This is a genomic window from Rhizobium subbaraonis (genome assembly GCF_900220975.1).
GTDB classification, from domain to species: domain Bacteria; phylum Pseudomonadota; class Alphaproteobacteria; order Rhizobiales; family Rhizobiaceae; genus Mycoplana; species Mycoplana subbaraonis.
This window is the reverse complement of record NZ_OBQD01000013.1, coordinates 160,313-183,828: the sequence shown is the minus strand read 5'-3', so window position 1 is coordinate 183,828 and position 23,516 is coordinate 160,313. Positions and strand designations below refer to the sequence as shown.

21 protein-coding genes and 1 tRNA gene are annotated in these 23,516 nt (G+C 63.2%); 13 read left to right on the top strand and 9 right to left on the bottom strand.

Annotation, left to right across the window (positions count from 1 at the left end):
• Positions 1-80: 80 nt before the first annotated feature.
• The 3 genes from CRO48_RS20510 to CRO48_RS20500 all read right to left on the bottom strand — a co-directional run bounded on the left by CRO48_RS20510 (position 81) and on the right by CRO48_RS20500 (position 2,105).
• The gene (locus CRO48_RS20510; RefSeq protein WP_097141717.1) at positions 81-323 is read right to left on the bottom strand and encodes a hypothetical protein; all 243 of its coding nucleotides are present in this window, start codon (positions 321-323) and stop codon (positions 81-83) included.
• Positions 324-785: 462 nt separating this feature from the next.
• Complete coding sequence (locus CRO48_RS20505; RefSeq protein WP_097141716.1) at positions 786-1,943, bottom strand: tyrosine-type recombinase/integrase; 1,158 nt, start codon at positions 1,941-1,943, stop codon at positions 786-788.
• 86 nt (positions 1,944-2,029) lie between these two features.
• Positions 2,030-2,105: transfer RNA gene (locus CRO48_RS20500), tRNA-Lys, on the bottom strand.
• 276 nt (positions 2,106-2,381) lie between these two features.
• On the opposite strand from CRO48_RS20500, the gene CRO48_RS20495 reads away from it, so the two are divergent.
• Both CRO48_RS20495 and CRO48_RS20490 read left to right on the top strand, forming a co-directional pair.
• Positions 2,382-3,131 carry a cytochrome c biogenesis CcdA family protein gene (locus tag CRO48_RS20495; protein WP_097141739.1) on the top strand — a complete coding sequence of 250 codons (750 nt, stop codon included), beginning with the start codon at positions 2,382-2,384 and terminating at the stop codon, positions 3,129-3,131.
• Positions 3,132-3,294: 163 nt separating this feature from the next.
• Positions 3,295-4,257: an AEC family transporter gene (locus CRO48_RS20490; protein ID WP_097141715.1), complete on the top strand. Its 963-nt coding sequence runs from the start codon at positions 3,295-3,297 to the stop codon at positions 4,255-4,257.
• On the opposite strand, the gene CRO48_RS20485 is transcribed toward CRO48_RS20490, so the two are convergent.
• Positions 4,225-5,430, bottom strand: coding sequence for a UbiH/UbiF family hydroxylase (locus tag CRO48_RS20485; RefSeq protein WP_097141714.1), 1,206 nt, complete (start codon positions 5,428-5,430; stop codon positions 4,225-4,227). The two genes, CRO48_RS20490 and CRO48_RS20485, sit on opposite strands and share 33 nt — an antisense overlap.
• Before the next feature lie 266 nt (positions 5,431-5,696).
• On the opposite strand from CRO48_RS20485, the gene pcsA reads away from it, so the two are divergent.
• The 11 genes from pcsA to CRO48_RS20430 all read left to right on the top strand — a co-directional run bounded on the left by pcsA (position 5,697) and on the right by CRO48_RS20430 (position 17,816).
• A complete protein-coding gene (gene pcsA / locus CRO48_RS20480) occupies positions 5,697-6,422 on the top strand; it encodes a phosphatidylcholine synthase (RefSeq protein ID WP_097141713.1) in 726 nt (241 codons plus the stop codon).
• 15 nt (positions 6,423-6,437) lie between these two features.
• The gene (locus tag CRO48_RS20475; RefSeq protein WP_097141712.1) at positions 6,438-7,409 is read left to right on the top strand and encodes a quinone oxidoreductase family protein; all 972 of its coding nucleotides are present in this window, start codon (positions 6,438-6,440) and stop codon (positions 7,407-7,409) included.
• 35 nt (positions 7,410-7,444) lie between these two features.
• Positions 7,445-9,022 carry an ABC transporter ATP-binding protein gene (locus CRO48_RS20470; RefSeq protein WP_097141711.1) on the top strand — a complete coding sequence of 526 codons (1,578 nt, stop codon included), beginning with the start codon at positions 7,445-7,447 and terminating at the stop codon, positions 9,020-9,022.
• Positions 9,012-10,121 carry an ABC transporter permease gene (locus tag CRO48_RS20465; RefSeq protein WP_097141710.1) on the top strand — a complete coding sequence of 370 codons (1,110 nt, stop codon included), beginning with the start codon at positions 9,012-9,014 and terminating at the stop codon, positions 10,119-10,121. Before CRO48_RS20470 ends, CRO48_RS20465 begins: the two co-directional genes overlap by 11 nt.
• Positions 10,122-11,042, top strand: a complete 921-nt coding sequence (locus CRO48_RS20460) for an ABC transporter permease (protein WP_097141709.1) — start codon at positions 10,122-10,124, stop codon at positions 11,040-11,042.
• A 44-nt stretch (positions 11,043-11,086) separates the two neighbouring features.
• Entirely contained in the window at positions 11,087-12,157 is a 1,071-nt protein-coding gene (locus CRO48_RS20455) for a BMP family ABC transporter substrate-binding protein (protein ID WP_097141708.1), read from the top strand.
• A 243-nt stretch (positions 12,158-12,400) separates the two neighbouring features.
• Entirely contained in the window at positions 12,401-13,363 is a 963-nt protein-coding gene (gene ytfQ, locus CRO48_RS20450; protein WP_097141707.1) for a galactofuranose ABC transporter, galactofuranose-binding protein YtfQ, read from the top strand.
• Positions 13,364-13,472: 109 nt separating this feature from the next.
• On the top strand, positions 13,473-14,996 hold the full coding sequence (ytfR, locus tag CRO48_RS20445) for a galactofuranose ABC transporter, ATP-binding protein YtfR (RefSeq protein ID WP_097141706.1): 1,524 nt from the start codon (positions 13,473-13,475) through the stop codon (positions 14,994-14,996).
• Positions 14,993-16,015 (top strand): ABC transporter permease, encoded by a 1,023-nt coding sequence (locus tag CRO48_RS20440; RefSeq protein WP_097141705.1) that lies wholly within the window; start codon positions 14,993-14,995, stop codon positions 16,013-16,015. Before ytfR ends, CRO48_RS20440 begins: the two co-directional genes overlap by 4 nt.
• Positions 16,012-16,980, top strand: coding sequence for a galactofuranose ABC transporter, permease protein YjfF (gene yjfF, locus CRO48_RS20435; RefSeq protein WP_097141704.1), 969 nt, complete (start codon positions 16,012-16,014; stop codon positions 16,978-16,980). The genes CRO48_RS20440 and yjfF overlap by 4 nt, the downstream gene beginning before the upstream one ends.
• Before the next feature lie 86 nt (positions 16,981-17,066).
• The gene (locus tag CRO48_RS20430; RefSeq protein WP_097141703.1) at positions 17,067-17,816 is read left to right on the top strand and encodes a FadR/GntR family transcriptional regulator; all 750 of its coding nucleotides are present in this window, start codon (positions 17,067-17,069) and stop codon (positions 17,814-17,816) included.
• A gap of 177 nt (positions 17,817-17,993) precedes the next feature.
• Here the strand turns inward: CRO48_RS20430 and CRO48_RS20425 are convergent, their stop codons facing one another.
• The 5 genes from CRO48_RS20425 to CRO48_RS20410 all read right to left on the bottom strand — a co-directional run bounded on the left by CRO48_RS20425 (position 17,994) and on the right by CRO48_RS20410 (position 23,439).
• Positions 17,994-18,338, bottom strand: coding sequence for a hypothetical protein (locus CRO48_RS20425; protein WP_176526833.1), 345 nt, complete (start codon positions 18,336-18,338; stop codon positions 17,994-17,996).
• A gap of 48 nt (positions 18,339-18,386) precedes the next feature.
• A complete protein-coding gene (locus CRO48_RS20420) occupies positions 18,387-18,728 on the bottom strand; it encodes a hypothetical protein (protein WP_097141702.1) in 342 nt (113 codons plus the stop codon).
• A gap of 189 nt (positions 18,729-18,917) precedes the next feature.
• A complete protein-coding gene (locus CRO48_RS33275) occupies positions 18,918-19,052 on the bottom strand; it encodes a hypothetical protein (RefSeq protein ID WP_280952683.1) in 135 nt (44 codons plus the stop codon).
• 90 nt (positions 19,053-19,142) lie between these two features.
• Positions 19,143-20,060 carry a response regulator transcription factor gene (locus CRO48_RS20415; RefSeq protein WP_097141701.1) on the bottom strand — a complete coding sequence of 306 codons (918 nt, stop codon included), beginning with the start codon at positions 20,058-20,060 and terminating at the stop codon, positions 19,143-19,145.
• A complete protein-coding gene (locus CRO48_RS20410; protein WP_097141700.1) occupies positions 20,053-23,439 on the bottom strand; it encodes a hybrid sensor histidine kinase/response regulator in 3,387 nt (1,128 codons plus the stop codon). The genes CRO48_RS20415 and CRO48_RS20410 overlap by 8 nt, the downstream gene beginning before the upstream one ends.
• Positions 23,440-23,516: the final 77 nt, after the last annotated feature.

Below are 23,516 nucleotides of genomic sequence, written 5' to 3'. Positions count from 1 at the left end.
CTCTTCTGCCTTGTGTCTTTTCCCTGCCATTTCAATGTCCTTCCTCGGCTCAATAGCCATACTTCAAGAAGGATCACTTTTCAGGGGGCAGACCAGAAGTAGATCGCAATCCACAAATGCGTGGTACCAGCGATGAGTTTCCTGCCGGAATCCGTTGCAAGGATCGTCAACCCCACCGTAAACGCACCCGTGCTAAAGAAACCGACGAGAGTAACAAACGCGGACGAGAAGTAGACTACAACCCCACTATGGTGGGCAACGGAAGCCATATTCGCGTTTCGGTTGTTTTCATGCGCAGCATTATTCCCAGGCTGATCGCTCATACCTTCTCCTTAAAGACACGCATCGACACCACGCAAGTATGTTGCGCTCGGCTCGACCTATGGTGTGAGTATCGGGGAACGTGAGCGGCACGTTACCTGGCAATTTCTTGTTTCGTCACCGCTTTTATTGTTTGCGCATTCGCAAACGCCCCGGACATAATTTGCCACTCGCGGAGACATTCTTTTAGCCAGATGCGGCGATGTTAACAAAGTTTCGCTTCTACGCCATTGCGTTGATCGCGGAGCACCTATGCATTTACGCATAGGCACAACGTCGCCACGGCACGGACGGGGTCCAGGGGGTACCCCCTGGCGCGCCTGCCGGTTTTCTCCGGACGCTGTGCGGCCGGTTAGAAAACCGAGCAATGCATCGCCCATAGCCAATGTGTACGCGTTGGGCGATGCGTAGGTGCGCTGTACGCATTGATACACGCCGGCGTTGATCGATCAAGATGTGCGCAACTACTCGGCCGGAGCCAGTGCCGCCTTGCGGCGCTTCACGTTGATGGCTTTGGCGTCCAGCGTGTTCTTGAGGTGCACGGCATAGTGCTTCTCGATCATTTCCACGCTGGTCCGGCAGTTCTTGGCAATTTGGTAGATATCCGCGCCCTCCAGCAGCCGAAGGCAGATGTACGTGTGACGCAGGCTGTACGCGGAGCGTTTGTTGCCCTCGCGGTCGGCCTTCAGGTCGCAATCCGACAGCGCGCGGTTGAACTGCTTCTTGTGGTCCTGTGGGAACACGAGGTCGGTCGCCTTCGGCTTGTTGCGGGCCACCAGGCGCTCGAAGGGATAGACTGCGCCCTCCGTGCTTTTGCAGTAGCCAACGCCACGCTTGCCGCGCACCTCGATCAGCAGGATACGCTCGCCGTCCTCATCCTTCTCAATGGTCACGTCACGGTATTCCAGCCGGTTGGCTTCGTCGGGCCGCAGGCCGGTGTTGGCCATGAACAGGATGAAGTCGTGCAACTGCTCGGCGGGATACTGCCAGTTCAGCCCCTTGGCGGATTTGGCGCGCTCGCGGGTGTAGGTATAGAGCTTCTTGTATTCCTCGGGCGAGAACCAGGCCCGATGGCTGATCTTGCCGGATGCCTTGTACGGCGCCGAGAAGTCCGGCAGGTGGCTTATCCAGCCGTGCCGCAGGGCGGTTTTCATGACCTGCCGGAGCGTCACCGTCTCATGGTGCAGGGTGCTGCGGGTCGGCACCTTGCCGGTCTCCGCGTGCGGCTGGGAGCGCATGACGCGGTATTGTTGGACCATGCCCGCCGTGACGGCGCTCAGCCCCGTCTTGCCGAAGTAAGGTATGAGATGGTTCTCCAGCCGCGCCTCGTGGTCCTTCACATAGCGCGGGTTACGTTCGCCGTTGGTGAGTGCCACGTACTCCACCACGAACTGCTTGGCGGCATCTGCGAACGTGCGTTCCTGCTTCAAAAGGCCCGCACGGCTCTTGCCGCGCAGCTCCAGATACCAGTCCTCGGCAAACTCCTTGGCCTGCGCAAGACTGTCGGTTTTGGTGCTGACGCGCCACTCCCGGCCCTCCAGATAGGTGGAGCATTGCCAGAGGGAACTGTTGGCGCGGCGGTAGACCCGAACCTTGTCACCGAGAATCGTATGGGATGCCATTTTACCCCCGAAACTGTGCGAGACATGTGTGAGGGTCATTTTAGCCCGTTTTGGGCTGAAATCAACGCTTAAGACGTTGATTTTGTTGGTGAGCGCGCAGGGATTCGAACCCTGGACCTACTGATTAAAAGTCAGTTGCTCTACCGGCTGAGCTACGCGCTCCCGAAAGCGGGGCGTTGCCCGACGGAAGTGCGCGGACATATAGCAGGCGAACTTTTCCGGTCAACCCATAAAATTGCCCTGTCTACGGCAGGCTTGCTGCATTTCGCCGCGTTGAACAAATCGTGCTTGGCGCGCAGGCACCTGGGCGGCTAAGGAAGCGCTGGAATTTCGATCGGCCGTGGCGCTGCAATCGAGCGGTGGCTGGTTCCAGCCGGCCGGATTTCCTGAAAATGTGGCCGGGGTTCTCCCGGGATGCATCGTTTCGCGGAGAGCGTCTTGTCGATCGCTGAAATATCCCTGCTGAGCGCGCTTCTGGCGGGAACGCTGTCGTTCCTGTCGCCATGCGTGCTGCCGCTTGTGCCGCCCTATCTCTGCTACATGGCCGGCATCTCGGTGGAGCAGTTCAAGAACGGCACTGTCGCCAAAGATGACGTTCAGGCGCGCCGGGCGGTCCTGCTCGCGGCGCTGTTCTTCACGCTCGGCTTCGCCACCGTCTTCGTCGCACTCGGCGCAGGCGCCTCGACCATCGGCATGGCGCTCCGGCGTCATCTCGACATTCTGGCGCAGGTCGGCGGCGTCATCATCATCCTGATGGGCCTGCATTTCCTCGGGGTCCTGCGGATAGGTCTCTTTGCGCGCGAGGCCCGCTTTCAGGGCGGGGGAAAACCCGCGACGCTGTCTGGCGCCTATGTCATGGGGCTCGCCTTCGCCTTCGGCTGGACGCCCTGCATCGGGCCGGTGCTCGGCGCGATCCTCGGCGTCGCCGCGTCGCGCGAAACGGTCGGCGACGGTGCCTTCCTCCTTGCGATCTATTCGCTCGGGCTTGCGGTTCCCTTCTGGATCGCAGCGGCGTTTTCCGGCGCGTTCATGCGGTTTCTGATGCGCTTTCGCAGGCATCTCGGCACCGTCGAGCGCGTCATGGGCGTCCTCCTCGTGCTGACCGGTCTTGCCTTCATGTTCGGCTATGTCAGCTCGATTGCGATCTGGTTCCAGCAGACCTTTCCGATCCTGTCGCAGATCGGCTGAACGGCTTCGGCCTGACAAGCTTCGGCCTGGCAGGTTGGGACTTGGACAAGCCTGGGTCGGGCAAACTTGGGCCGACAATCTTTGCGCGCGCTGTTCCGTGCCGGTGCGACTTGCGCTACAGCCGATGGGCAGGCGCATGAAGCAGTAGGAATCGACAGGTCGCATGGCGGAAATTACGGGACTGGTGCTGCCGTTCTTCGGCATGATCCTGCTGGGCTATCTGGCCGCGAAGGCGACGCGCCAGCCGGCCGAGGCACTCGGCTGGCTCAACACCTTCATCATCTACATCGCCTTGCCGGCGCTGTTCTTCAAGCTCGTCTCCAGGACGCCGATCGAGCAGTTGACGCGTGTCGACTTCATCCTCGCCAATGTCAGCGCCACCTATCTGGTGTTCGGGCTGATCTTCGCGATCGGCCTTTTCCTTCGACGCGCGAACTTGGCCGAAGCGACCATGCAGGGCCTTTCCGCAGCCTATGGCAACATTGGCTTTATGGGACCGGGACTTGCCATTCTCGCGCTCGGCGAGCGGGCCGCAGTGCCGGTAGCACTTGTTTTCTGCTTCGAGAACATGATGCATTTCATGATCGCACCGGCGTTGATGTCGATTTCCGGCGGGGAGAAGCGGCCTGTCGCGGTGATTGCGGCCGAGGTGGCGCGCAGGATACTCACCCACCCTTTCATCATCGCGACGGCGGTCGGTTTCCTCGCCGCCTTCTTCTCCTTCGAAGCACCGCTGCCGTTGCAACGGCTGATCGACTATCTCGCCCAGGCCGCAGCACCCTGCGCGCTATTTGCCATGGGAGTGACGCTTGCGCTGCGGCCGCTGAAGCGCGTGCCGGTCGAGGTCGCCTACATCGTACCGGCGAAACTGATCCTTCTACCGCTCACCATGTACCTGATGCTCGGCCTTGCCGGAAACTTCGATCCGGTGTGGGTGCAGGCGGCCGTTCTTCTCGCGGCGTTGCCGACGGCAACCAACGTCTTCGTCATCGGCCAGCAATATGGCGTCTGGCAGGAGCGCGCCTCCGCGACGATCCTGATAACGACGGTGCTCTCCGTCGCGACGGTCACCGGCTTGCTTTACCTCGTAATGTCAGGCCTGCTTCCGGGTGACCCGTTCCCGTAGGCCGCTGCGAAGCGCCTTCCACGAGCCACCGGGCTCCACGCCCTCGCGCATGACCACACTGCGCAACGGCCCGATCGCCGATAGCAGGTGCAGGCCGGCGGTGCGCAGGATTTGCACCGGCAAGAAGCCGGACAGCAGTGAACGGTTGAGGAGATCCACGCTGACGGTACGGCTCTGGATGTCGGCTCGCCGGCGCCGGTCGAACGCGGCGCCGATCGCATTTGCCGTCTGACCAGGGTCGCGCAGAAGATCGCGCAGCACCATGACGTCGCGAAGGCTGAGGTTGAGGCCCTGCGCGCCGATGGGCGGGAACGCGTGCGCCGCTTCGCCGAGAAGCACGATGCGACCCTTGCCGAATCGCTCCGCCTGCATGCCGGACAGCGGGAAGCACTGGGGCGGCGCCTCGACCGTGACCTTGCCCAGCAGCGACTGCATCCGCTCCTCGACGGCGCGGCTCAGCGTCTCCAGCGGCAGGTCGCGCATGGCTTCCGCCTCCTTCGGCGACAGCACCCAGACGAGGCTGGAGCGGCGGCCGGGCAGGGGCACCTGCGTGAACGGGCCGTGCTCGGTATGGAACTCGGTGGACGTGTTGGCGTGCGGCAGGGTGTGGGCGAAGTTCAGCACGAGGGCGGTCTGGGGATAGGTCCAGGTGCGTACGGAAATCCCGCTCTGGCGGCGCACTTCCGATTGCCGGCCGTCCGCCCCCACGACAAGCCCGGCCCTGATCGTGCGCCCGTCGTCGAGATGCAGGTCGACCGCATCGTCTGCGGCCGTGAGGCGATCGAGCTTGTTGCGGAAGCGGATGATCGTCTCGCAGGCATCGATCCTGCGCTCCAGGCCTTCAAGGAAGGGGGCGTTGGGAATGTTGTAGCCAAAAGCCGCCAGATCGACTTCGCTGGATCGAAAGCTCACCGGCGGCGCGCGAAACAGGCGCGTGGTCCCGTCGAGGATACGCATGGTCTCGAGGGGCGCCGCGACGCCGGCGATCTCCTCCCAGAGGCCGAGTTCGCGCACGAAATCGATCGACTGCGCCATCAGCGCGGTCGTGCGCCCGTCCTGCGAACGCGCCGGCGGGGCCAGAAGCGCCACGCGCCTGCCCGAATCGGCCAGCGCAAGAGCGGCCAGATTGCCGGCCAGTCCGGCTCCAACGATAGCGATATCAAAGGCTTCCATATGCAATTCTTCTCTCACGACATGCTTACCCACAGAAATGCCGATGCAGGGTGGATGCCAAACTACGCCCGGATTCGGGCAAAATCCATGGGCTGAAGCGTCGCGGTTCGGTCGTGCAGTCCGGTCGGGCCAGATCGCAGCCGGATTTCCACTGGCAGTGGCGACCAATCAGTGCATATTACGAGGACAGAAGCGCGCGACGTCAGCAATCAATATAAGACCGTATGGCGCAGGGCCGGGGCGCATCGGACGAATAAAGGCAGGCGATGAAGTTCTTCAATTACAGACGCGTACCCTATGCCGAAATTCGCGCCTTTTCCGTGCATATTCTCACTGCGTCCGGTTCCTTCCTGGCTTTCCTCGGCGTCGTTGCGGCCGCGGAGCACCGCTTCGTTGACATGTTCTGGTGGCTTGGCCTGGCACTTCTCGTCGATGGTATCGATGGACCCATCGCGCGCAAGGTGCGCGTCAAGGAAGTGCTGCCGAACTGGTCGGGCGATACGCTCGACAACGTGATCGACTATGTGACCTACGTGCTGCTGCCGGCGTTCGCGCTCTATCAGAGCGGCATGATCGGGGAGCCGTGGTCCTTCGTCGCTGCCGGTGCCATCGTGGTATCGAGCGCCATCTATTATGCCGACATGGGGATGAAGACCGAGGAGTACTTCTTTTCCGGCTTTCCGGTCGTCTGGAACATGGTCGTCTTCACGCTGTTCGTCATCAAGGCGAGCGAGATGACGGCCTCGATCGTGGTGTTCGTGTCGGTGTTGCTCACTTTCATGCCGATCAATTTCCTGCACCCCGTCCGCGTGAAGCGGCTGAGGACGCTGAACCTCGCGGTGTTCTTCCTCTGGGCCGCACTCGGCATTTATGCATTGCTGCTGCATTTCGAGACGCCCCGGTGGGTGGTGCTGGGCGTGGTCGGCACGGGGCTCTACCTCTATCTCATCGGCGCGGTCCTGCAGTTCTTCCCGCGCCTCGGAAAACAGTGAGTCCAGGAGATTTTCATGACACAGGCAATCGTCGTGCGCGCACTTGGCGGTCCCGAGGTGCTCGGGCTGGAAGAGGTCGAGCTTGCCCCTCCGGGGCCGGGTGAGGTGCGCATCCGCCAGGCTGCGATCGGACTGAATTTCATCGACGTCTATTTCCGCACCGGCCTCTACAAGGGCGAACTGCCGTTCATTCCCGGCAAGGAAGGGGCAGGCACGGTTACCGAGCTGGGCGAAGGCGTCAGCGACTTCGCCGTCGGCGATCGTGTTGCCTATGCGACGGCCGATGGCGCCTATGCGGTGGAGCGCAACATCGACACGAAGCATCTCGTCAAGGTGCCGGCCGAAATCTCGCTCGAAACCGCAGCCGCGATGATGTTGAAGGGTATGACGGCGCAGTACCTGCTGCTGCAGACGTTCCCCGTCAAGCCGGGCATGACGATCCTGTTTCACGCCGCCGCCGGTGGCGTTGGCCTCATCGCCGGCCAGTGGGCCAAGGCACTGGGCGCCACCGTGATCGGCACCGCCGGCTCGAAGGAGAAGATCGAGCTGGCGCTGGCACACGGCTACGACCACGTGATCGACTACACGAAGGAAGACTTCGCCGCCCGCGTGCTGGAATTGACCGACGGGAGCAAGTGCGACGTCGTCTACGATTCCGTCGGCAAGGACACGTTCCCGAAATCGCTGGACTGCCTGAAGCGCCGCGGCATGTTCGTCAGTTTCGGCAACGCGTCCGGCCCGGTCGAGGCGTTCAACCTGGGGCTTCTCGCCCAGAAGGGCTCGCTGTATGCGACGCGCCCGACGCTGTTCCAGTACGTCGCCACCCGTGCTGAACTCGATGCGTGTGCAAACTCGCTCTTTGATGTTGTGCGCAGCAACAAAGTGCGTATCAATATAAATCAGACTTATCCGTTGGCGGAGGCGGGGCGCGCCCACTCGGATCTGGAAGCAAGAAAAACAAGCGGAGCGACGCTGCTCATTCCCTGAGCATAACGGGGAGGCGGCGAGAAGAGAGGGGCATAGTGTCAGTCGCTGGAGCGTCCGCGGAGAGGCCGTTGCTGGCCGTCCGCAACCTCACGAAGCTGTTCGGCACGTTCGCTGCATGCAACGGCATCGACCTGGATATCCAGCCGGGCGAGATTCATGCTCTGCTTGGCGAGAACGGCGCCGGTAAATCGACGCTCGTCAAGATGCTGTTCGGCGTGCTCGCGCCCACCAGCGGCCAGATCTCCTGGCGCGGCGAGGCGGTGTCGATTGCAAGTCCGAGTGCGGCCCGAAAGCTCGGCATCGGCATGGTGTTTCAGCACTTCTCGCTGTTCGAGGCGCTGACGGTCGCCGAAAACATCGCGCTGTCGCTCGACGGGACGATACCGTTGGCGCGCGTGGCCGAGCGGGCGGCGGAGTTGTCGCGCGCCTATGGCCTCCCGCTCGATCCGAAGGCGCATGTCGCCGATCTCTCCGTCGGGGAGCGCCAGCGAATCGAAATCGTGCGCGCGCTCCTGCAGAACCCGCAACTCATCATCCTCGACGAGCCCACCTCCGTCCTGACGCCGCAGGAAGCGGACCGTCTGTTCGAGACGCTGTTCAAGCTGCGCGCGGAGGGGCGGTCCGTCCTGTACATCAGCCATCGGCTGGAGGAGGTCCAGCGCATCTGCGACCGCGCCACAGTCCTGCGTCACGGCAAGGTGACCGGTGCCTGCGACCCGAAGAAGGAAACGGCTGCTTCGCTCGCCCGCATGATGGTTGGCGCCGACGTGCCGCATGTCAGCGCTGCCGGAACGAGCACCAAGGGCGATGTGCTGCTCGAGGCGCGCCATCTCGATATGCCGGCGCGCACCCCGTTCGCCGTGTCGCTGAAGGATGTCTCGCTGAAGGTCCATGCCGGCGAGGTCCTGGCGATCGCCGGCGTCGCCGGCAACGGGCAGAGCGAACTGTTCGACGCGCTTTCAGGGGAATATACCGTCGCCGACCAGAACGCCGTGCTGATACGCCAGCGCCCGGTCGGCCAGCAGGGCATTACCGCGCGGCGCCTTCTCGGCGCAGGCTTCGTTCCCGAAGAGCGCCATGGGCATGCCGCCGTCACCGGCATGTCGCTCTCCGACAATCTCGTGCTCGCGCGCAACCAGTCGGACCGGAAGGCTTTTCTCGGCGGGGGCGTGCTCGGCATCATCAAATACGTTGCCGTTCGGCTCGCCTCCCGCCGCATCTCCGAGGCGATGGATGTGCGCAAGAGCGGCGACGATCCGACGGCTGGCTCGCTCTCCGGCGGCAACCTGCAGAAATACATCGTCGGCCGCGAACTGGACCGCCAGCCTGCCGTTCTCATCGTCAACCAGCCGACGTGGGGCGTCGATGCCGGTGCGGCAAGCCGCATCCGCCAGGCGCTGGTGGACCTCGCGAAAAGCGGTTCGGCCGTGCTCGTCATCAGCCAGGATCTCGACGAGATCTTCGAGGTCGCGACCGAGGTCGCCGTCATCAGCGAGGGGCGGCTGTCCGACATTTACCCGGCAAGCGCACTGTCGCGCGAGAAGATCGGCCTGCTGATGGGCGGCCTGCAAGGCCAGCCGGAAGCTTTGACGGAGGCCGCGCATGCGCATTGAACTCGAAAAGCGGCCCCAGGCATCGGTCTTCTATGCCGTGCTTTCCCCCTTCATCGCGCTTGTCCTGACCGTGATCGCCGGCGGCATCATGTTCTGGCTGCTCGGCAAGGATCCCGTCAGCGCGCTCTACAGCTTCTTCGTCGAGCCGTTGCTGGACGTCTGGTCGCTGCACGAGATCGCCATCAAGGCGGCGCCGCTGATCCTGATCGGCGTCGGGCTGTCGATCTGCTATCGTTCCAACAACTGGAACATCGGCGCCGAGGGCCAGTTCATCATGGGGGCCATCGCCGGCTCGATCGTCCCGGTCGTGTTCCATGAATGGCATTCGCCGCTTGTGCTGCCGCTGATGCTGATCTTCGGCATGATCGGCGGCGCGCTCTATGCGGCCATTCCCGCCTTCCTGAAGGCGAACCTGAACACGAACGAAATCCTGTCCAGCCTGATGCTGGTCTATGTCGCCCAGTTTTTCCTCGACTGGATCGTGCGTGGTCCCTGGCGCAGCCCCGAAGGCTACAACTTCCCGGTGACGCGCAATTTCGCGCCGGAAGCCATTCTCCCGGAAATCCTCGATTCCGGCCGCACCAATCTCGGCTTCGTCTTTGCGATCGTCGCCGCAGTGCTGATCTGGTTCATGATGCGCTACACGCTGAAGGGCTTCGAGATCACCGTGCTCGGCCAGTCGGAGCGGGCGGGGCGCTTCGCCGGCTTCTCCTCACGCCGGATGATCTGGTTTTCGATGCTCCTGTCCGGCGCGCTCGCGGGCCTTGCCGGCATTTCCGAAGTCAGCGGCAACATCAACAAGCTGCAGCCGATCATTTCGCCCGGCTACGGCTTCACCGCCATCATCGTCGCCTTCCTCGGCCGGCTAAATCCTCTGGGCATCATCGCCGCGGGCCTGTTCCTGGCGCTGACCTATGTCGGCGGCGAGGCCGTGCAATTGACGCTGACGGTGTCCGACAAGGTGACCCGCGTGTTCCAGGGGCTGCTGCTGTTCTTCGTGCTCTCGTGCGACACGCTGATCCTCTACAAGATCCGGCTCGTCTTTCCCGGAAGGACCGCGGCGGTCGCACAGGACGGGCTACAGGGCGGGGCTGAGTAAATGGGTATCATTGAAGCGATCCTTCTGACCGTCGTCACCGCCGCCACGCCGCTGGTGCTCGCCGCGATCGGCGAACTGGTGACGGAGCGCGCCGGCGTGCTCAATCTCGGCGTCGAGGGCATGATGATCATGGGCGCGGTGCTGGCCTTCGTGGCGACGCAGGCGACCGGCTCGCCCTATGTCGGCATTCTTGCCGGCATCGGCGGCGGCGCGCTCTTCTCGCTCCTGTTCGGCTTCCTCACACTGACGCTGGTGGCAAACCAGGTGGCGACGGGGCTTGCGCTCACCATCCTCGGCCTCGGCATTTCCGGCCAGATCGGCGAGGCTTATGTCGGCATGTCAGGCACCAAGCTCCCGCCGATCGCCATTCCCGGCCTGTCGGAAATCCCCTATCTCGGGCCGCTGCTCTTCAAGCAGGACCTGATCTTCTATATCTCGATCGCGCTGGTGATCGGCGTCAACTGGTTCCTGTTCAAGACCCGCGCGGGTCTGAAGATCCGCGCGATCGGCGACAACCACGGCTCCGCCCACGCCCTCGGCATCGGCGTCATCCGCACGCGCTATCTGGCCGTGCTGTTCGGCGGCGCCTGCGCGGGTCTTGCCGGTGCGCAGCTCTCGCTCGTCTACACGCCGCAATGGGTGGAGAACATGTCGGCCGGTCGCGGCTGGATCGCGCTCGCGCTCGTCGTCTTCGCCTCCTGGCGGCCGTGGCGGGTGCTGGCCGGCGGTTACCTTTTCGGCGCGGTCTCCATCAGCCAGTTGCATGCCCAGGCGCTCGGCCTCGGCATTCCCTCCCAGTTCCTGTCCGCCCTTCCTTACGTCGCGACTGTTGTCGTCCTCGTTCTGATATCGCACAATCGGCGAATGACGTTGATCAACACGCCAGCATCGCTCGGCAAACCTTTCGTGCCGGACCGGTGAAGAAGAAGCGACGGGAAAACAAGTCTCAACCTACAGGGGTCAAAATGAAAAAACTGCTACTCGCACTCGCCACCTCGGCCGCGGTTCTCGGCTTTGCCGCCTCCGCAAGCGCCCAGGACAAGACCAAGATCTGCTTCATCTATGTCGGCTCCAAGACCGACGGTGGCTGGACGCAGGCCCATGACATCGGCCGACAGGCGCTGCAGGCCGAGTTCGGCGACAAGATCGAGACGCCGTTCCTCGAAAGCGTACCGGAAGGCCCGGATGCCGAACGCGCCATCGAGCGCATGGCCCGTTCCGGGTGCGCGCTGGTCTTCACCACCTCGTTCGGATTCATGGACGCCACCATCAAGGTCGCCGAAAAGTTCCCCGACGTGAAGTTCGAGCATGCCACCGGCTTCAAGTCCGCCCCGAACGTCGCCACCTACAACTCGCGCTTCTATGAAGGCCGCTACATCCAGGGCCAGATCGCCGCGAAGATGTCGCAGAAGGGCGTTGCCGGCTACATCGCGTCCTTCCCGATTCCGGAAGTGGTGATGGGCATCAACGCCTTCGTCCACGGCGCCCAGTCGGTCAACCCGGACTTCAAGGTCAAGGTCATCTGGGCCAACACCTGGTTCGACCCCGGCAAGGAAGCCGATGCCGCCAAGGCGCTGATCGACCAGGGCGTCGACATCCTCACGCAGCACACCGATACGACCGCGCCGATGCAGGTCGCCGCCGAACGCGGCATCAAGGCCTTCGGCCAGGCCTCCGACATGATCAAGGCCGGTCCGGAAACGCAGCTGACGGCGATCGTCGATACCTGGGGCGCCTACTACATCAAGCGCACCAAGGAACTGCTCGACGGCACCTGGAAGTCCGAGCAGGTCTGGGACGGCCTGAAGGACGGCATCCTGACCATGGCGCCGTACACCAACATGCCCGACGACGTGAAGAAGATGGCGGAAGACACCGAGGCGAAGATTCGCTCCGGCGAACTGCATCCCTTCACCGGCCCGATCAAGAAGCAGGACGGGTCCGAATGGCTGAAGGACGGCGAGAAGCCGGAAGACGGCGTTCTGCTCGGCATGAACTTCTACATCGCCGGCGTCGACGACAAGCTGCCGCAGTAAGCCGTCCAGAGCGGTGCCGGTGCACCGCAAGGAACGGCAATCGTTGAGAAAAAGACCCCGGGGCCGTTGGCTTCCGGGGTCTTTGCGTATGCGCGTATGGGTTTGCTGCATCGCAAAATAAACGCGCTTTAATTGTGCTCTGCGAATTTTCCTTTGGCGCGGAAAATTGAGTTTACAATAGTATTACAATATGATTTTTACTTGTTTCAGCTGCTGAGGAGCAGCTTTGTTTGGGAGGACATCATGACTTTGAAGACCGCACTCGCGAGTGCCACGATCTTGGCTGCCTGCATGTTCGGCTCGGCATCCGCCGCCGATATGACCGTCGGATTTTCACAGATCGGCTCGGAATCCGGCTGGCGCGCGGCGGAAACCACGCTGACGAAACAGCAGGCTGAAAGCCGTGGCATCGACCTGAAATTCGCAGACGCACAGCAGAAGCAGGAAAACCAGATCAAGGCGATCCGCTCCTTCATTGCGCAGGGCGTCGACGCCATTCTCGTCGCTCCCGTCGTGGCGACCGGATGGGACGACGTGCTGACCGAGGCCAAGGACGCGGACATCCCCGTCATCCTGCTCGACCGCACCGTCGATGCCCCGGATGACCTCTATCTGACCGCCGTGACGTCGGACCTCGTCCATGAGGGCAATGTCGCCGGCAAGTGGCTGGTCGAGACCGTTGCCGGCAAGCCCTGCAACGTCGTCGAGCTTCAGGGAACGACCGGCTCCTCGCCGGCGATCGACCGCAAGAAGGGCTTCGAACAGGCACTCAGCGGGCATGACAACCTGAAGATCGTCCGCAGCCAGACCGGCGATTTCACCCGCACCAAGGGTAAGGAAGTGATGGAGAGCTTCCTGAAGGCCGAAAACGGCGGCAAGGACATTTGTGCGCTTTACGCCCACAATGACGACATGGCCGTCGGCGCCATCCAGGCGATCAAGGAAGCCGGCCTCAAGCCCGGCACCGATATCCTCGTCGTTTCCATCGACGCCGTTCCGGACATCTTCCAGGCCATGGCCGCCGGCGAAGCCAACGCCACGGTGGAACTGACGCCGAACATGGCTGGTCCCGCCTTCGATGCGCTCGCCGCCTACAAGAAGGACGGCACCGTGCCGCCCAAGTGGATCCAGACCGAATCGAAGCTCTACACCCAGAAGGACGATCCGATGAAGGTGTACGAGGAGAAGAAGGGCCTCGGTTACTGATCTCTCCCAGTTCCTGCCGCCGCGCGAACGCGGCGGCAGGACATTCTCGTTGATGGCCGGCGCGGCGGCTTTGCCGCGTGTCGGGCAACGATCGGTTCGGGCAGGGACAATGCAAGGCAACGACGACATCATTCTGTCAGCAACGGGGATCGAAAAGGTCTTTCCCGGCGCGAAGGCCCTCAACAACGTCAATTTCCAGCTTCGGCGCGGTGAGGTTCATGCGCTGCTTGGAGAGAATGGCGCGGGCAAATCCACACTGGTCAAGTGCATCACCGGGGCCTATCGGCGCGATGGCGGCAAGCTCGTCCTCGACGGCGCCGAAATAGATCCGCGCGATACCTTCGAGGCGCAGCGGCTCGGCATCGGCACGGTCTATCAGGAGGTCAATCTCCTGCCGAACCTCACGGTTGCCGAGAACCTGTTTCTCGGACGCCAGCCCCGGCGTTTCGGTCTTGTTGACGCGGCCGAGATGAACCGGCGGGCGAGGGCGCTTCTTTCCGGCTACGAACTCGACGTCGACGTCAGGACCGAGCTCTCCAGTTGCTCGGTCGCCGTGCAGCAGGTCGTTGCGATCGCTCGCGCCGTCGATCTCTCAGGCAAGGTGCTGATCCTCGACGAGCCGACCGCCAGCCTCGACGCCCATGAGGTCGAGATGCTGTTTGCGATCGTCCGCCGGCTGAAGAGCCAGGGACTCGGCGTCATCTTCATCACCCATTTCCTCGAGCAGGTGTATGCGATCTGCGACCGCATCACGGTGCTGCGCAACGGGCAGTTGGTCGGCACGCGCGATGCGGCGGCACTGCCGCGACGCGAACTGATCGCCATGATGCTCGGGCGCGAACTTGGCGACGAGATCAAGCAGGCCGGTAACGCACAGGCCTCCGAAGGGGCGGTGCGGTACCGCTTCCGCGGTTACGGCCGCAAGGGACACATCGCGCCGTTCGACCTGGAGGTGCGCAAGGGTGAGGTGGTGGGCGTCGCTGGCCTGCTCGGATCGGGGCGAACGGAAACCGCGGAGATCCTCTTCGGTGCCGAGAAGGCCGATAGCGGCACGGCCGAGGTCGACGGGAAACCCATCGACATATCGTCTCCGCGCACCGCCATCCGCCACCGGTTCGGTTTCTGCCCGGAGGACCGCAAGACCGATGGCATCATTGGCGACCTCTCGGTGCGAGAGAACATCGCTTTGGCCCTTCAGGCCCGTCGCGGCTGGGCGCGGCCGATATCGAGGGCCGAGCAGGATCGGCTCGCCGACCGCTATATTGCCGCCCTCGACATCCGCACGTCGGATCGCGAAAAGCCCATCCGGCTGCTTTCTGGCGGCAACCAGCAGAAGGCGATCCTTGCGCGCTGGCTGGCCACCAACCCCGAATTTCTCATCCTCGACGAACCGACGCGCGGCATCGATGTCGGCGCGCACGCCGAAATCATCCGCCTCATCGAAAACCTTTGTGAACAGGGCATGTCGCTGATCGTCATTTCATCCGAACTGGACGAGCTGGTCGCCTACAGCCGGCGCGTCATCGTGTTGCGCGACCGCGCGCATGTGTCCGAACTCGTCGGCGAGGAAGTCACCACGTCGCATATCGTCGAGGCGATCGCGGCCGCCGACAAGCGCGAGGCCGGGCAATGAACGCGCTGAAGTCGCATCTCCTTCGGTTGGCGCCGCAGATCGTCGTTCTCATCGCGGTTGTCCTGTTGATTTCGCTGGCGTTTCCCGATTTCCTCACGCTGCAGATGCAGAATGGCCGCATCTACGGCAGTCTCATCGATGTTCTCAACCGCGGTGCTCCCGTGGCGCTGCTTGCGATCGGCATGACGATCGTGATCGCCACGCGCGGCATCGATCTGTCGGTCGGCGCGGTGATGGCGATCTGCGGCGCGGTGGCCGCCGCTTCCATTACCTCCGGCCATTCGCTCGTCTACACGCTGGCGCTGGCGCTCGCCGTCGGCATGCTCTGTGGTCTGTGGAATGGCATTCTTGTCGCTGTCCTGGATATCCAGCCGATCATCGCCACTCTGGTGCTGATGGTGGCGGGCCGCGGCATCGCCCAGTTGATCACCGAAGGCGCCATCCTCACCTTCAACGATGCCGGCCTGATCTTCATCGGCAGCGGTTCGTTCCTCGGCCTGCCGATGCCGGTGGTGATCTGGCTCGTCTTCGGCATCGCCATCACGCTGCTCGTGCGACGGACGGCTCTCGGCATGCTCGTCGAGGCGCTCGGCATCAACCGCCGGGCCAGCACGCTCTCGGGCGTCTCCACCGGGGTGCTGCTGATTGCCGCCTATATCCTGAGCGGACTGTGCGCGGCGATCGCCGGCATCATCGCCGCAGCCGACATCAAGGGAGCCGATGCCAACAATGCCGGCCTCTGGCTGGAGCTGGATGCGATCCTGGCGGTTGTGGTCGGCGGCAACTCGCTGCTCGGCGGACGCTTCAGCATCGCGGCCTCGTTGCTCGGCGCCATGATCATCCAGGCGATCAACACCGGCATCCTGCTCTCCGGCTTCCCGCCCGAGTTCAACCTGATCATCAAGGCCGCGATCATCGTCCTGATCCTCGTCGTCCAGTCCCCGCGCGTTCGCGACCTCCTCGCATGGTTTGGTCGGTCCGCTTCCCGCGAGGCGGCAGTCAAGCAGGAGGTGAAATGAACCCGCGTTACGTTCCGCTGGCCGCAACGGTCGCCATCTTCCTTGCCGCCTATGCGCTGTGCTTCCTGCAATACCCCAACATGCTGTCGACGCGCGTCATCGGCAACCTGCTCACCGACAACGCCTTTCTCGGCATCGCCGCCGTCGGCATGACGTTCGTCATCCTGTCCGGCGGGATCGACCTTTCGATCGGCTCGGTCATCGCCTTCACCGGTGTCTTCATTGCCGTCGTGCTGGAGAACACCGGCCTGCATCCGCTCGTCGTTTTCGTGCTGGCGCTCGGGATCGCCACCCTGTTCGGCGGTTTGATGGGGGCGATCATCCACCATCTCGAGATGCCGCCTTTCATCGTGACGCTGGCGGGAATGTTCCTGGCGCGTGGGATGGCCTTCGTGCTGTCGATCGACTCCGTGCCGATCAAGCACCCGTTCTATGCCGTGATGAAGGGGTTCTATTATCGTCTGCCGGGCGGGGGGCGGATCACGCTCATCGGCGGGCTGATGCTGCTGGTCTTCGTCGTCGGCATCCTGATCGCCCATCGCACCCGTTTCGGCGCCAACGTCTATGCGCTCGGCGGCGGCGCGCAGACGGCCCGTCTGATGGGGGTGCCCGTGGCGCGAACGACGATCGAGATCTATGCCCTCTCCGGCTTTCTTGCCGGGCTTTCGGGAATCGTCTTCTCGCTCTATACGTCGGCAGGCTACTCGCTATCGGCGGTCGGGGTCGAACTCGATGCGATCGCAGCGGTGGTCATCGGGGGGACACTTCTGACCGGCGGTTCCGGCTTTGTGGGGGGGACACTGATCGGCATCCTTATCATGGGGCTGATCCAAACCTACATCACGTTCGACGGTTCGCTTTCCAGTTGGTGGACGAAGATACTGATCGGCCTACTGCTGTTCGGGTTCATCCTGTTGCAGAAGGGCTTTCTCTATCTGTCGAAGAACAAGAGGCGTTTCGCCTGACGGGTTGACGTTTCCGGCGCGAGCCGATCATAGGCCATGGCGGCATGCGATGCAGGCAGGGCCCGGTAAGGATAGGACAGCTTCGATTGCGCAAGGGTCTGCTTGAAACCGTCATCACCGGCGCCAATACGCGCACCAGTCACGCACAGGTGGTCAACGAGCTTGGCCGCGCCATCGTCGCGGGCGAGTTTCCCGTGGGGACGACGCTGCCGGGCGACGCGGAGCTGGCGATCCGTTTCAAGGTGTCGCGAACGGTGCTTCGCGAAGCCATGAAGACGCTGGCGGCCAAGGGGCTGGTCGTGCCCCGTGCCCGCATAGGGACGCGGGTGACGCCCCGGGCGCAGTGGAACCTGTTCGATACCGACATTCTCACCTGGCAGCTTGTGAAGGGGGTCGACGAGGCCTTCCTGCTCGACCTCAGCGAGGTGCGGCTGGCGTTCGAGCCGCATGCAGCCATTCTTGCCGCGCGGTATGCGACCGATGCCGACATCAGCCACATGATGCGCCTTGCCGTCGCGATGGGCGACCCGGAACACACGGCCGAGACGCTTGCGATGGCCGATCTGAAATTCCATCTCAGCGTGCTCGACGCCTCGCGCAACCCGTTCTTCCGCACGATCGGCAGCCTGATCGAGGCCGCTCTCGTCGGCGTGTTCCGGCTGAGCTCGCCCGCGCGCGACCGCAGCAAGATCGACGACGTCGCCGCGTCCCATATCCGCATCGTCGAGGAAATCCGCCGGCGCGACGAGGAAGGGGCGCGTCGCGCGATGGAGAACGTCATCCGCGTCGGCCGCGAGCGCGTTGTGGACGCTCTCGGCGAAAACCGCCGCGCTTAGAACCAGACCGCGCAGCAAGGTGCCTCGGTTTTGCGTATCCAAATACGTACAATCAAAGACGTGAAGCGTGCGAACGGATCACAGCCCATTCCCGGCTAGATGCGAGAATTGAGCCTGCTCTTGGCGCCGAGACAGGTTGCGACGCCTGACACGCATCAGGGCGCGATCGCTGATCGCTCAATCGTCGTTGCTGGCGTTCAGCTCCTCGGGGCGCATTCCGTCGTCGTGATGGGTCTCCAGCTGCGCTTCTCCCAGTGACTGGTAGAGATTGAACAGCGCTTCGCTTGCGCGCGAGGCAAAACGGAACCATTCCGGATTTGCGGCGATGGCGGGATGATGCAGCAGATGCTGGTCGACAAGGTCGAGAACGATCGAGGCGGTATGCGTCGCCTCGTGAAAGGCTCTGGTGCCAGGCGCACTATGCGCGAGCAGCTCACCGGGGGTGGTCCGCCTGGATTGCGCCAGTTCCGCCAGCAGTTTCAGGCGCTCGTCTTCGACTTCGATATCGCTACTCTCGATCATGATGACAGTCTTGCATAGCACCGCTACCCTGTCGAGTGCGGGCAGTGCTCAAAGCAGCATGTGGCCGATATCGACGCAGATTGCCAGCATCATGCCGATACTTGTCATGCCAAGTCCGATCGCAAAGCGTCGGTTACCGGTCGCAAAGACGCTCGGCCTCAGGGAGTCGAGCTGCAGGAGCCGCCAAAGCGCGGACCCCTGAAAGACGATACCGCCGCCGATGAGGGCAAGCGTCGGCAGATCCGTGATCTGCCAGTCGTTGGGATTGTTGGTCCAGGTGTTGAGAAAGCCGAGGGAGAAGGCGAGCACGATGCCGAATACGGTCAGGTTGCCGTTCCGGAACATCACGTCGATGTTCGTCTCGTCGTCGGGACGCTCGCCTTTGTCCATTCAGATTCCAGATCGTTGTCGCCGAATCGCTGTTTGACAGCCGTGTCGAATGTGGCAGGCGCGGGCTCTCCCGCGCTCAGGGCCGCATGTTTCACCTGCTTCGCGAGATCGTCAAGTGCCCCTCCCGTTAGCCCGCGACAGCAGCAAGGGTCTTGTCACGATGGACGGTGCCAGTGCGAGGCAGGTGGCTCAGAAGGGCGGCGTCACTTCGTCATGATGTTGAGGCCGATGGTGGTCGCGCTGTCGCCGCATCAGATAGGCAAGGACCAGGCCGAGCGCGGCCGATCCCAAAACGACGGCAAACAATGCAAGAAAGTTTTCCATCCTGTATTCCGCCCCGACAGACAATAGCATGTCTGGGTGAACGACGGAAAGCGGGTGCGGGTTCCGCTCTTCGGGCGAGGAAGCGGCCTCCTACACCGCGTGCAGGACGTGCGTCGCCTTGACCGCGGCGGAGGCGCGGTTCTCGACGCCGAGTTTCACATAGATCTGCTCCAGATGCTTGGTCACTGTGCGTGCGCTCAGGCCCAGGATTTCACCGATATCCCGGTTTGCCTTGCCCTTGGCGATCCAGAGAAGCACTTCGGATTCGCGCTGCGTCAGTGAAAAATGCTGGCGGAGAATCTCGTCGTCGCGGAGCCTGCTCTCGGTGCTGAGCCGGAACAGGTATTCGTCGGGGCCGATCGAGCCGAGATAGGCGAGCTGCAGATTCGACTGGCCGGTCTCGTGGATGGTGAAGCTGCCGTCGCCTGCAAGCGCATCGCGTTGCTTCATCCAACGTCCGATATCGGCGCTGACGGCCTCCAGTCCGTCGTCCGTGCCCGTGGCGGCATTCACCAGTCGGGTGGCCTGCGGGGTCGACCAGCGGACCTTGCCGTCGCCGCGCACCGCCAGCAGATGACGGCCGGCCGCATCCAGTGCGACGCGGGCGCTCTGCGCGGATCGCGCGTTGGTAAGGTGGACGCGAATGCGCGCGCGCAATTCGTCGATGTTGATCGGTTTTGTCAGGTAGTCGACACCGCCGGCCTCCAGCGCCCGCACGACGTGCTCCGTCTCCGTCAGCCCGGTCATGAAGACGACCGGCGTCTGGCTGGCGGCGGGGTTGGCCTTCAGGCGCTGGCATGTCTCGAAACCGTCCATGCCCGGCATGACGGCATCGAGGAGAATGATATCGGGCGTGATGCGGTCGACGATCCCGAGCGCGAAAGCGCCGGAGGTGGCGATCAGCACGGAAAAGCCGGACTGCTCCAGCGCTTCGGTCAGAAAGCCGAGCGCTTCGGGGGAATCGTCGACGAGCAGTACGATATCGCGCGGTGCGGATGTCTCAGTCACGCGGGCCGATCCTCTCTTCGCCGGTATTCTTCAGGAAGGCGTCATAACCCGAAAGATCGAAGGCGCGAACATATTCGCGCAAGGTGTCCGCAAACGGCCTGTGCTCAGGCTCGCTCGCAATCTCCGCAAGCTTGGCCTCTATGCCCCTGACGTAGCCGATCTCGCCGAGCCTGATCAGTTCGGCAATATGGGTCGGGGCAGGGCGGATGATCCGTTGAAGCGCGCTTGGCGCTGGCGTCCTGGCGCTTTCGACGGAATAGGTCCAGTCCAGCTTCAGGTGCAGGGCCAGCTTGTCATAGAGCTGGCCGAGGGCGAAGGGCTTGGCAAGTGTGTCGTCATGACCGCCCGCCGGCCCCTGGGAGGAACCATCGCCGATATTGGCGGAAAGCATGACGATCGGTGCCGCCTGTCCGGCTTCCCGCAGTCGGACGACCAGGTCCCAGCCGCTCATGCCCGGCATCGAGATATCGATCAGGAAGAGATCCGGCCTGATCGCTTCCACGAGCGACAGGCACTCGCCGCCGTCGCGGGCGGAAAGCAGGTTGAAACCGATGGGTTCCAGCGCCTCGCGCATCAGCTGGCGGTGATCCTCGTTGTCGTCAACGACGAGGACGCTGCGGCGCGGTCCGCCATAGCCCAGGATCTTGCGTGCCGGCTCGACCAGCTGCGGGCGGGAGACCGCGGAAAGCATCAGGCGCACGCGGAAGGTCGTTCCCCGGTCTCTGGCGCTCGTGACCGAGATTTCGCCGCCCAGCGTCTGTGTCAGGAGGCGGGTGATCGTCAGGCCGAGCCCGAGGCCGGGCATGCGGCCCTGATGCTCCGCGTCACCCCGCTGGAAAGGATCGAAGATGCGCGGGAGGTCCTTCTCCGCGATGCCGCGTCCGGTGTCCTCGATGGTGAAGGTTGCGACCTGGCTGCGATAGGCGACGTCGAGGCGGATATGCCCGCTGTCGGTGAATTTCAGCGCGTTGGAGACGAGGTTGACGAGGATCTGCCGCAGCCGCTTTTCGTCGGTGCGGACGAACTGGGGCAGGGAAGGGCTGCGGACATGCTCGAAGGCAACGCCCTTCGCCTGCGCCTGCGGCCGGAACATGTCGACGATCTGGTCGAGGAAATCGTGGATGTTGATCTCGTTGGAATAGACCTGCAGCTTGCCGGCCTCGATCTTCGAAATGTCGAGCAGCCCGTCGATCAGCCCGGAGAGGTGCTCGGCGCTGCGCCGGATCACCTTGATCGCCGACTGGCGCGGCGGGGGGATGCTGTCATCGCGTTCCAGCACCTGCGCATAGCCAAGAACGGCATTCAGCGGCGTGCGCAATTCGTGGCTGAGGCCCACGACGTATCGGCTCTTGGCGCGGTTCGCCGCCTCGGCGGCCTCCTTGGCGTCCTGCAGCGCTGCATCTGTCTTCTTGTGGGCGGCGATCTCCTTCAACAGCAGTGTGTTCTGCCGAGAGGATTCCTCCTCCGCGACCACCCTGCTGTCGTGGGCGAGCACGTAGAACCAGCAGGCGACGCCGGCGACGACGGCAAAGACGAAGAAGACGATCGCGACCGTCTGTTCCACCACCGTCGCAGTCTCCGGCGAAGCGCTGCCGGCCTGGTGCGCGATCATCGCGAGGATGACGCCGATGCAGGCGATCGAGAGCACAGCCGACATCGCGTAGCGGCCCAGACGCGTCGCCAGCTTGGCGATCACGGGTTCGGGCAGGACCGAGCGCGCCACGAAGGCGGCCTGCGCGTGGAAGCGTGCCTTCGGCTTGCACATGTCGTGGCAGCGGCTGTCCAGCGAGCAGCACAGCGAGCAGATCGGCGCGGCATAGGCGGGACACCAGGCCATGTCCTCCGGCTCGAACGGGTGTTCGCAGATCGAGCAGGTGATCGTGCTTTCGAGGTGCCAGTTCCGCCGCGGCTTGCGGGCCAGGTAGTATTTGCCGTCCGTCCACCAGGCGGTCAGCGGCGAGGCGGCGAACGCGGCGAAGGCGGCGATGTAGGGGGCGAGCGAGGCGGCCACATCGCCGAACGCGCCGAAATGGGCGACAAGGGCGATCGTGGCTGAGAATACCATCGCGCCGAGCCCCACGGGATTGATGTCGTAGAGGTGCGCGCGCTTGAACTCGATGCCGGGCGGCGACAGGCCGAGCGGCTTGTTGATGAAGAGATCGGCCGAGATCGTGCACAGCCACGCCATGGCGATGATCGAGAAGATGCCGAGCGTTTCCTCCAGCAGCCGGTAGATCCCCAGTTCCATCAGAAGCAGTGCGATCGCCACATTGAAGACGAGCCAGATGACGCGGCCGGGATGGCTGTGCGTCAGCCGCGAGAAGAAGTTCGACCATGCCAGCGAGCCGGCATAGGCGTTCATCACGTTGATCTTCAGCTGCGACACGACCACGAAGGCGACCATCAGCAGCATCGCCGCCGTCTCCGATGGGATCATGTAGCCGAAGGCGGTGTAGTACATCTGCGCCGGATCTGCCGCCTGCGTGGAGGGGATCCCGGCATTGAGGGCCAGCACCACGAGGAACGATCCCGCGATCAGCTTGGGCGCGCCGACGACGACCCAGCCGGAACCGGCAAGAAAGACGGCGATGCGGTGACGGAGCTTGCGCTGACCGTCCGGCGGCAGGAAGCGCAGGAAGTCGACCTGCTCTCCGATCTGCGCCATCAGCGCGAAGATGACGGCTGAGGCTGCTCCGAACTCGATCAGATGAAAGGGCGCGATCGTGCCGGGCGGTCCGGAGGTGTGATGGATGCCCGCATAGGCGAGCCACTCGCCGAAGCTGTTCCAGTCGGCGAAGGCGATGAAGACGAACGGCAGGATGTTGAGCACGATCCAGAAGGGCTGTGTCACGAGCTGAAACTTCGAAATCAGCCGGACGCCGTAGGTGACGAGCGGGATCACCGCCACGGCGCTGATGATGTATCCCATCCACAGGGGGATGCCGAGCGCCAGTTCGAGCGCGCCCGACATGATCGACGCCTCGATCGCAAAGAGGATGAAGGTGAAGCTCGCATAGATCAGCGAGGTGATTGTGGAGCCGATATAGCCGAAGCTGGCGCCGCGGGTGAGGAGATCGATGTCGACGCCGTGACGAATGGCGTAGCGGCTGATCGGCAGGCCCACCACCAGGATCAGGAGGCTGGCGACAAGGATTGCTGCGATGGCGTTGGTCGTCCCGTAGGACATGGTGATCGCCCCGCCGATCGCCTCCAGCGCCAGGAAGGAAATGGCGCCGATCGCCGTCTGGGATATGCGCTCGGACGAGAACCGGCGAGCGCTCTTGGCGGTGAAGCGCAGCGCATAGTCTTCGAGGGTCTGGTCGGCGACCCATCGATTGTACTGTCGGCGAACCGGAATGATGCGCTGGCGTGCTGTCATGCCTAAAAAATGGCGCCCCTGGTCAGTTGAGCAATCCGCAGGCATCTTTGCCAGAATGCGCCGCTTGGCAAGGGGCA

Excerpts from the sequence above, each read along its gene's own strand:
- CRO48_RS20510 (WP_097141717.1), bottom strand. The coding sequence starts at position 323 with ATGAGCGATCAGCCTGGGAATAATGCTGCGCATGAAAACAACCGAAAC.
- CRO48_RS20505 (WP_097141716.1), bottom strand. The coding sequence starts at position 1,943 with ATGGCATCCCATACGATTCTCGGTGACAAGGTTCGGGTCTACCGCCGC.
- CRO48_RS20490 (WP_097141715.1), top strand. The coding sequence starts at position 3,295 with ATGGCGGAAATTACGGGACTGGTGCTGCCGTTCTTCGGCATGATCCTG.
- CRO48_RS20485 (WP_097141714.1), bottom strand. The coding sequence starts at position 5,430 with ATGGAAGCCTTTGATATCGCTATCGTTGGAGCCGGACTGGCCGGCAAT.
- pcsA (WP_097141713.1), top strand. The coding sequence starts at position 5,697 with ATGAAGTTCTTCAATTACAGACGCGTACCCTATGCCGAAATTCGCGCC.
- CRO48_RS20475 (WP_097141712.1), top strand. The coding sequence starts at position 6,438 with ATGACACAGGCAATCGTCGTGCGCGCACTTGGCGGTCCCGAGGTGCTC.
- CRO48_RS20465 (WP_097141710.1), top strand. The coding sequence starts at position 9,012 with ATGCGCATTGAACTCGAAAAGCGGCCCCAGGCATCGGTCTTCTATGCC.
- CRO48_RS20460 (WP_097141709.1), top strand. The coding sequence starts at position 10,122 with ATGGGTATCATTGAAGCGATCCTTCTGACCGTCGTCACCGCCGCCACG.
- CRO48_RS20455 (WP_097141708.1), top strand. The coding sequence starts at position 11,087 with ATGAAAAAACTGCTACTCGCACTCGCCACCTCGGCCGCGGTTCTCGGC.
- ytfQ (WP_097141707.1), top strand. The coding sequence starts at position 12,401 with ATGACTTTGAAGACCGCACTCGCGAGTGCCACGATCTTGGCTGCCTGC.
- ytfR (WP_097141706.1), top strand. The coding sequence starts at position 13,473 with ATGCAAGGCAACGACGACATCATTCTGTCAGCAACGGGGATCGAAAAG.
- CRO48_RS20440 (WP_097141705.1), top strand. The coding sequence starts at position 14,993 with ATGAACGCGCTGAAGTCGCATCTCCTTCGGTTGGCGCCGCAGATCGTC.
- yjfF (WP_097141704.1), top strand. The coding sequence starts at position 16,012 with ATGAACCCGCGTTACGTTCCGCTGGCCGCAACGGTCGCCATCTTCCTT.
- CRO48_RS20425 (WP_176526833.1), bottom strand. The coding sequence starts at position 18,338 with ATGATCGAGAGTAGCGATATCGAAGTCGAAGACGAGCGCCTGAAACTG.
- CRO48_RS20420 (WP_097141702.1), bottom strand. The coding sequence starts at position 18,728 with ATGGACAAAGGCGAGCGTCCCGACGACGAGACGAACATCGACGTGATG.
- CRO48_RS33275 (WP_280952683.1), bottom strand. The coding sequence starts at position 19,052 with ATGGAAAACTTTCTTGCATTGTTTGCCGTCGTTTTGGGATCGGCCGCG.
- CRO48_RS20410 (WP_097141700.1), bottom strand. The coding sequence starts at position 23,439 with ATGACAGCACGCCAGCGCATCATTCCGGTTCGCCGACAGTACAATCGA.